A 7,057-nucleotide genomic window follows, 5' to 3' on the forward strand; every position below is an offset into this window, starting at 1 on the left:
AGGGGCAGCGGTTCCCACCGCCGGAGCCGCCCCGGCCGGAGGAACCGCTGCCCCTGCCGCCACCGGAGCCGCCCCCGCCGCCGCCCGAGCGGCCGCCCCAGCCGCCGCCGGGCACCGAGCCCTGCAATGTCGACACCCAGTCCGGCGGGGCGGGGGAAACACGGACGCGCCACTTCCTCGGCCCGACGCCTGGACCGGTCTCGCTCGACTACGACACCCAGACGGTGCCGGACCGGATCGAGGTGCGCTATCGCGGGCGTGTCATCGCCTCGACCCCCGGCATGGTCAGCGGCCGCGGCCGGATCGGCTTCAACTGGCAGCCCCAGGGCAACGACTATGTGGTCGAGGTGGTGGTGATCGGCCCCTTCTCGAACACCCGCTGGCGCTACCGCCTGAACTGCCCCAACTGATGCCGCGCAGCATGACCCCTGCGCGGTTGGCGCGGCACGTTGCGCTGCGGCACAATCCGGCGCACGGAAAGCCATGTCCATGAGCGCGACCTCCGCCGGCCTGATCAGCCTGGTGCCGTCCTCCGGCATCCAGTTCCTCGACATCGACTTCGACATGGACCGGCTTCCGCGCGGCGCCCGGTCCTTCTGGGAGGAAACGCTACGCGAGCAGGTGGACCATGAGGGCAAGTCCCCCACCATCCTGCGCATGCTGGAACAGGACGCGGACGGCAACTTGGCCGACCCGGTCACGCGGCAGGTGCCGCCATCGGATGAGACCTACGCCGTCTCCCGCGCCCAGGCGCTGGAGCCTTTTCTGAACAAATGGGTGCCGCTGCCCTATTTCCGCGTCCATGCCCGCGGGGCGGATGGGAAGGAAGTGTACGACCGCGGCCCGTCCAACTGGGCGCGCGCCTATATCGCCGAGAAGCCGGCGCGCGATGCGGACGGGCGGTCGCATCGGCTCGTGCTCGCCTTCGACACGGCGCTGATGCCGCGCGTGGCCGAACGCGCCTATGTCGCGCCGGCGCCGGAGGACAGCGCGCGGCAGCAGGAATTCGCCCCCGTCTGCAACCATGCCGAGAATGCTTGGTTTCTCAACGAATCCTGGGTCGGGCAGTGGCTCGAGGAAGGGTTCCGCGAATTGCGGCAGGCGCAGCGCGGCGGGCGGCCGCTGCGGCCGGAGGATTTCCCCCATGCCTGCGAGCATTGGGCGCGCTACCTGACCTTCCTCGGCCTGATCGAGGGGATCGGCATCCTGCCGCGCGTGCGGCTGGTGGATGTGGTGTCCGACAATCGCGGCTATGCGCCGATCAACGTCGATCTCGTGCTCGACATCGGCAATTCGCGGACCTGCGGCGTGCTGGTGGAGGAAGGGCAGGACGCGCCTTCGCTCAACAATTCGCAGGTGCTGGCCCTGCGCGACCTGTCGCGGCCGGAGGAGACCTACGCCCGGCCCTTCGAAAGCCGCGTGGAATTCGCCGTCGGCGCCTTCGGTCGGGATGCGATCTCCCGCCGCTCGGGCCGCGCCAATGCCTTCCGCTGGCCCTCCCCGGTGCGCGTCGGGCCGGAGGCGATGCGCCTTGCCGCCGCGACGCAGGGCAATGAGGGGGCGACCGGCATATCGAGCCCGAAGCGCTATCTGTGGGATCGACGACCGAACGTGCAGGGCTGGCGCTTCAACGGCCGCGCATCGGATGGCGTGACGACGGAACCGCCCGTCTCCGGCCCGTTCATGGCGCATGTGACGGAAACAGGGGAATCGCTGCGCATGATGCGCGGGCGGGGGCAGCCCGCGGTGCGCGCGCGCTTCTCGCGGTCCTCGATGTTCACCTTCCTGCTGACCGAACTGCTGATGCAGGCAGTCAGCCAGATCAACGCGCCGGCGACGCGCGCCGCGCGCCGCTTCGCCGACGTGCCGCGCCGCCTGCGCCGCGTGATCCTGACGCTGCCGCCGGCCATGCCGCTCGCCGAGCAGAAGATCCTGCGCGAGAGGGCTGAGGGCGCGGTGAAGCTCGCCTGGGACCTGCTCGGCTGGACCGAGGCGGGCGGGGCGGCGCCGCCTGAACCCCGCGTGCTCCTGAACCTCGATGAAGCGACGGCGACTCAGGTGGTGTGGCTCTACACCGAGATCACGCAACGCCTGCAGGGCGATGCGCAGGGGATGTTCGAACTCGCCGGGCGCGTGCGGCCGGAGCGCGGGCCGAACCCGTGCCTGCGCGTGGCCTCCATCGACATCGGCGGCGGCACGACGGACCTGATGGTGGTGACCTGGTCGGTCGAGAACCGCGACACCATCGTCCCGCGCCAGGAATTCCGCGAGGGCTTCAAGATCGCGGGCGACGAGGTACTGGAAGGGCTGATCACGCATCTTGTCCTGCCCCAGGTCGCCGACGCGCTCCGCGCGGCCGGCATGGGCGACCCGCAGGCCTTCTTGCGCCAGACGCTGGGCGGGGACCGCGGCGGGCAAAGCGAGGTGGAACGCCATCTCCGCCGCCAATTCGTCGCGCAGGTGCTGGAACCGGCGGGGCTCGCGGTGCTGCACGCCTATGAGCGGATCGAGGGGCGCGACATGGGCGAGGTGTTCCGCGCCACGATCGGCGCGATCCTCGCCGCCGCGCCGCAGCCGCCGAGCCCGCGCGCCGTCGCCTTCTTCGAGACCGCGGCACGCCAGGCCGGCGCGCGCGGCTTCGCCATCGCAGATGTCGAGATCGCGGCCGATGCCAGGCGCGTCGAGGCAGTGGTGCAGGCCACACTTGGGCCGGTGCTGGCCGACCTCTGCGAAGTGGTCTGGCACTACGATTGCGACGTGCTGCTGCTCTCCGGCCGCCCGTCCAGGCTGCGCGCGGTGACGGACATCGTGCTGGCGAAGTCACCCGTGCCACCGCACCGCATGGTGGGCATGCATCGCTACGCGGTGGGCGGATGGTATCCCTTCCGCGACGCCAATGCGCGGATCGAGGACCCGAAGACGAGTGCCGCGGTGGGCGCGATGCTGTGCGCGCTGGCGGAAGGGCGGCTCGAATCCTTCCTGATGCGCACGAGCCAGCTTTCGATGCGATCGACCGCGCGCTTCATCGGACGGATGGAGATTTCCGGCCAGATCCGTGAGCAGGGTGTGCTGCTGTCGGAAGTGGACCTCGAGAAGCGCCCCAACCCGGGCGACGAGGTCGCCTTCACCATGAGTTTCGCCGCGCCGACCTTCCTCGGCTTCCGGCAATTGCCGATCGAGCGCTGGCCGGCTACGGCGCTCTACGCGCTGGAATTCGCCAATCCCGAAAGCGTCCCACGCATGGCGCTGCCGCTGCGCGTCAAGATCCGCCGCGCCGACATGGACCCCGACGCGCCGGGGCAGGAGGAGAAGCGCGAGGATTTCCGCGTCGAGGAGATCGAGGATGCGGAAGGGACCGCGCTGCGGCGCACCGATGTCGAGATCAGGCTGCAGACGATGAAGAGCGAAGCCGGATACTGGCGCGACACCGGCGTGGTGGGGCTGGCATGAGGCTCGATTCGAGCAGCGATGCGAGCCTCGCCGCCGAAGCGCGCAACACGGCGGAAGCGGCCGCCGAGGCGGTCGGCTGGCTCGGCGACAACCGCGCCAAGGTGCGGGAGGAAGCGCAGGCGATCGCGCGCGACTTCCGCAAGTTCGCCCGTCGCGCCCGCAAGCTCGAGGCCGCGGCCGAGCGCCCGATGTGCGTCGCGGTCTTCGGTCCGTCGCAATCGGGCAAGTCCTACCTGATCAGCGCGCTCGCGCGGCGCGGTCAGGAACCGGTGACCGCGCTGTTCGAAGGCCGGGCGCTCGACTTCGTGCGCGACATCAACCCCGAAGGCGGGCAGGAGGCGACTGGCCTCGTCACCCGCTTCACGCTGCGCTCGCCTTCGGCGCTGCCCGGGAATCCCGTCGCGCTTCGGCTGCTATCCCAGACGGATGTCATCAAGATCCTGGGGAACACCTTCCTCGAGGATTTCGACCCGGCGGAGGTGGACATCCCATCGCCGGAACTCGTGCAGTCCCATTGCGCGCGCTTCGCGGCGCGGGCGGGCGGGGAGCCCATCGACCGTCTGACCGAGGACGATGTCGACGACCTGCGGGAATACTTCGAGGGGCTGTTCCGCGGGCATCCGCTGGTGCCGGGCCTCGGGTCCGCCTTCTGGAGCCAGGCGGCGAACATCGCGCCGCGCCTGCCGGTCGCCGAACGCGCCGCCTTCTTCTCGATCTTGTGGAACGGGCATGAGGCCTTCACGAGCGCGGGGCGTGAACTGCTCGCCGCCCTCGCCGCGCTTGACTTCCCTGACGAGGCCTTTGCCCCGCTCGAGGCGCTGTCCCCGCGCGAGACCTCGATCATCGACGTCCGCACGCTGTTCGCACTCGGCGACCCGTCGGACGGCAAGCTGGCGGTGCGGACGCGCGCGGGGCGCCAGGCGATGCTGCCGCGCGCGGCGCTCGCGGCACTCGTCGCGGAGCTGACCATCGCACTCCGCGACAAGCCTTGGGACTTCTTCGACGTCACGGACCTGCTGGATTTCCCCGGCGCCCGGTCACGCGAGAAGCTGACCCAGCCGGGCCGCTTCCTGGCGGAGAAGGGCAAGCTCCCGGGCCTCTTCCTCCGCGGCAAGGTCGCCTATCTGTACCAGCGCTACTGCGCGGAGCAGGAGATCACCTCCATGCTCCTGTGCATCGGGCCGTCCAACCAGGAAGTCCGCACGCTGCCGCGCATGATCAAGGACTGGGTCGACGGCACCCTCGGCGCGACGCCGGAGGAACGCGCGCGCCACCGCAACGCGCTTTTCCTCGTGCTGACCAAGTTCGACACGGAGTTCGAGGAGAAGAAGGGCGCGGTCGAGGGCACGGGCAGCCGCTGGACGATCCGGCTCAACGCCTCGCTGCTGGACTTCTTCGGCAAGGAGCATGACTGGCCGCGCAACTGGGCGGCCGGCGCGCCTTTCGCCAACACCTACTGGCTGCGCAACCCGAATGTCGCGGCGAAGCACATTCTCGACTACGACGAGCATGGCCGGGAGGCGGCGCTGCGCCCCTCCGAGGCCGCGCGGATCGCTCGGCTGCGCGACGAGTTCCTCGCGAACGAGGACGGCCGGCGCCACTTCGCCGATCCCGCGCGGGCCTGGGACGCGGCGATGACGCTCAACGACGGCGGCATCTCCCACCTCGCGGAGAGCCTTCGCCCGGTCTGCGACCCGGCGATCAAGCGCGGGCAGATCGTCGCGCGGCTGGAGGCGCTGCGCGCCGACATGGCGGTGCGCCTTACGCCTTATTTCCATTCGGGCGACCTCGCCGCGGAACTGGCGAAGCGGCGGGAGGAAGCGCGCGTGGTCAGTCGCGCGCTCGTCGCCTGCGCCGCCGCGCAGGGCTTCGGGCGGCTGATTCGCAGCCTGCAGGTGACGCCGGAGGAACTGACCTCCGCCTGGTGGCGTATGCAGACGGAGCCGGCCGAGGAAGCGCCCGTCGGGGCCCGGGCGGGGGAGGAGGATTACCTCGCGGAGCTCGGCGACCTCGTCGCCCCCGCCGCGCAGGGCGAGCACCGCGCGCGCGACGCCTTCGAACGCTACGCCGACATGGCCGTGGCCGAATGGATGGAGAAGATGCACCGCGTGGCCGCCGAGCCCGAGACCGCCGAGCAGCTCAAGCTGCCGCGGGAGGCCGCGAATGTCCTGGTGGCGCAGATCGGCGCCGGCGCGCGGCGCACCGCGCTGTCCGCGCGCATCGCGCAGCGGCTGCGCGATGCGGCGTCCTACCGCCAGAAGCTGTCCGAGAGCGCAAGCAAGCCCGTGCTCGTCGCGGAGGGGATGGTGAATCGCTACGTCCATACGCTGGGTTATGCAGAATTGCCGCCGGACCAGCGCCCACGCGCGGGGCGCACTGACCGCCCGGTCTTCGCGTCACGCCCGCCGGTCAACGGCATGCCGCATCTCGGTACGCAGCCGGAGGCCTATGACAAGCAGTTCCACGTCGATTGGATCAGCGCCTTCGCGCGGCTGGTGGAGGAGAATGCCAGCGCGCCCGGCGGGCAGGAGGTGGACGTGGCGCAGAATGCGCGCCTCGCGAAGATCCTGACGGCGCTCGGCCAGGCCGCATGACCGAGGTGCTCGCCGCCGCGGATCCCGCGCATCCGGAAGGCGGCCATGCCGTGCTTCTGCTGCGCGGCGTGGCCGAGCCGCCCGCCGATCCACGCTTCCGCATCCTACGGGAAGGCTGGACGAAAGGGACGCTGGGCCCTGAAGGCTGGCAGGTGGGCGATGCGCTGCTGAGCCCCGATCGCGTCGAGCCCTCGCCGCAGGGGGTGCGGCTCTATCTCGGCCCGCACATCGTGGATTGGCTGGAAGCGGGGCCGGTTCAGTTCCGCCTGCCGGCCGCGCGGATCGAGGCACCGGTCTTCTGGCCCGACATAGCGCCGCTGCATGGCGGTAGCGGAAATGCCATCGCGGGACCGCCGCCTGCGCAGCGCTCGCCGCCCCCGCCCTCGCCGCCGCCGTTGCCGGGCATGGACACGGACGCGACGGTGATGATGGCGCCGCGCGCCGCCCCACCGCCGCCGCTGTCCGTGCCGCAACCGGCGCCGGCGGCGAAGACGCGCTCGGCGCTGCCGTTGATCCTGCTGCTGCTTCTGCTGGTCGCGGGTGCCGGCGGGGGCGGCGCCTATTGGTGGCTCGTGCTGCGGGAACAGGCGCTGGTCGTGGCCGAGGCACCGACGCCTCCACCCACGGTGCAGCCCGTGGCACCGCCTGCGCCGGAGCCGCCGCGCGCTCCGGAACCCGCACTGCCGCCCTTGCGGCCGCAGGCCCCGCCGTCCGCGCCGGCGTCGCTCGACGGTCTTGCGGTGCCGGAGGTGATCGCGCGTGCCGCATCCCCCGCGGCAATCGCCCAGGAGGCCGCGCGCCGCTTCGACGCGGGCCGTCACGACGATGCCCTGCTGTTGTGGGAAGCGGCGGCGCGGGCAGGGCACGCGACCGCGATCACGCGGCTCGCGGGCCTCTACGACCCGGTCGGCTTCCAGCCCGGCCGGCCCTTCCGCGACCCCGATCCGCGCCAGGCCGCACGCCACTACCGCGACGCGATCGCGGCCGGCGACGCCGCCGCGGCCGAACCCCGC

General features: G+C 71.4%; 3 protein-coding genes and 1 pseudogene. All 4 read left to right on the top strand.

Annotation, left to right across the window (positions count from 1 at the left end):
• On the top strand, window positions 1-410 hold a 410-nt coding region (locus HW577_RS17220), incomplete at its 5' end, for a hypothetical protein (RefSeq protein ID WP_198377381.1).
• 79 nt (window positions 411-489) lie between these two features.
• The gene (locus HW577_RS17225) at window positions 490-3,450 is read left to right on the top strand and encodes a virulence factor SrfB (RefSeq protein WP_198377382.1); all 2,961 of its coding nucleotides are present in this window, start codon (window positions 490-492) and stop codon (window positions 3,448-3,450) included.
• Window positions 3,447-6,044 (top strand): virulence factor SrfC family protein, encoded by a 2,598-nt coding sequence (locus tag HW577_RS17230; RefSeq protein WP_198377383.1) that lies wholly within the window; start codon window positions 3,447-3,449, stop codon window positions 6,042-6,044. The genes HW577_RS17225 and HW577_RS17230 overlap by 4 nt, the downstream gene beginning before the upstream one ends.
• Window positions 6,041-7,057 (top strand): annotated as a pseudogene (locus HW577_RS17235) (hypothetical protein); the annotation flags it as partial. The gene HW577_RS17230 and the pseudogene HW577_RS17235, both read left to right, overlap by 4 nt.

This window comes from Neoroseomonas rubea (assembly GCF_016106015.1).
Classification (GTDB): Bacteria; Pseudomonadota; Alphaproteobacteria; order Acetobacterales; family Acetobacteraceae; genus Neoroseomonas; species Neoroseomonas rubea.

Excerpts from the sequence above, each read along its gene's own strand:
- HW577_RS17230 (WP_198377383.1), top strand. The coding sequence starts at position 3,447 with ATGAGGCTCGATTCGAGCAGCGATGCGAGCCTCGCCGCCGAAGCGCGC.
- HW577_RS17225 (WP_198377382.1), top strand. The coding sequence starts at position 490 with ATGAGCGCGACCTCCGCCGGCCTGATCAGCCTGGTGCCGTCCTCCGGC.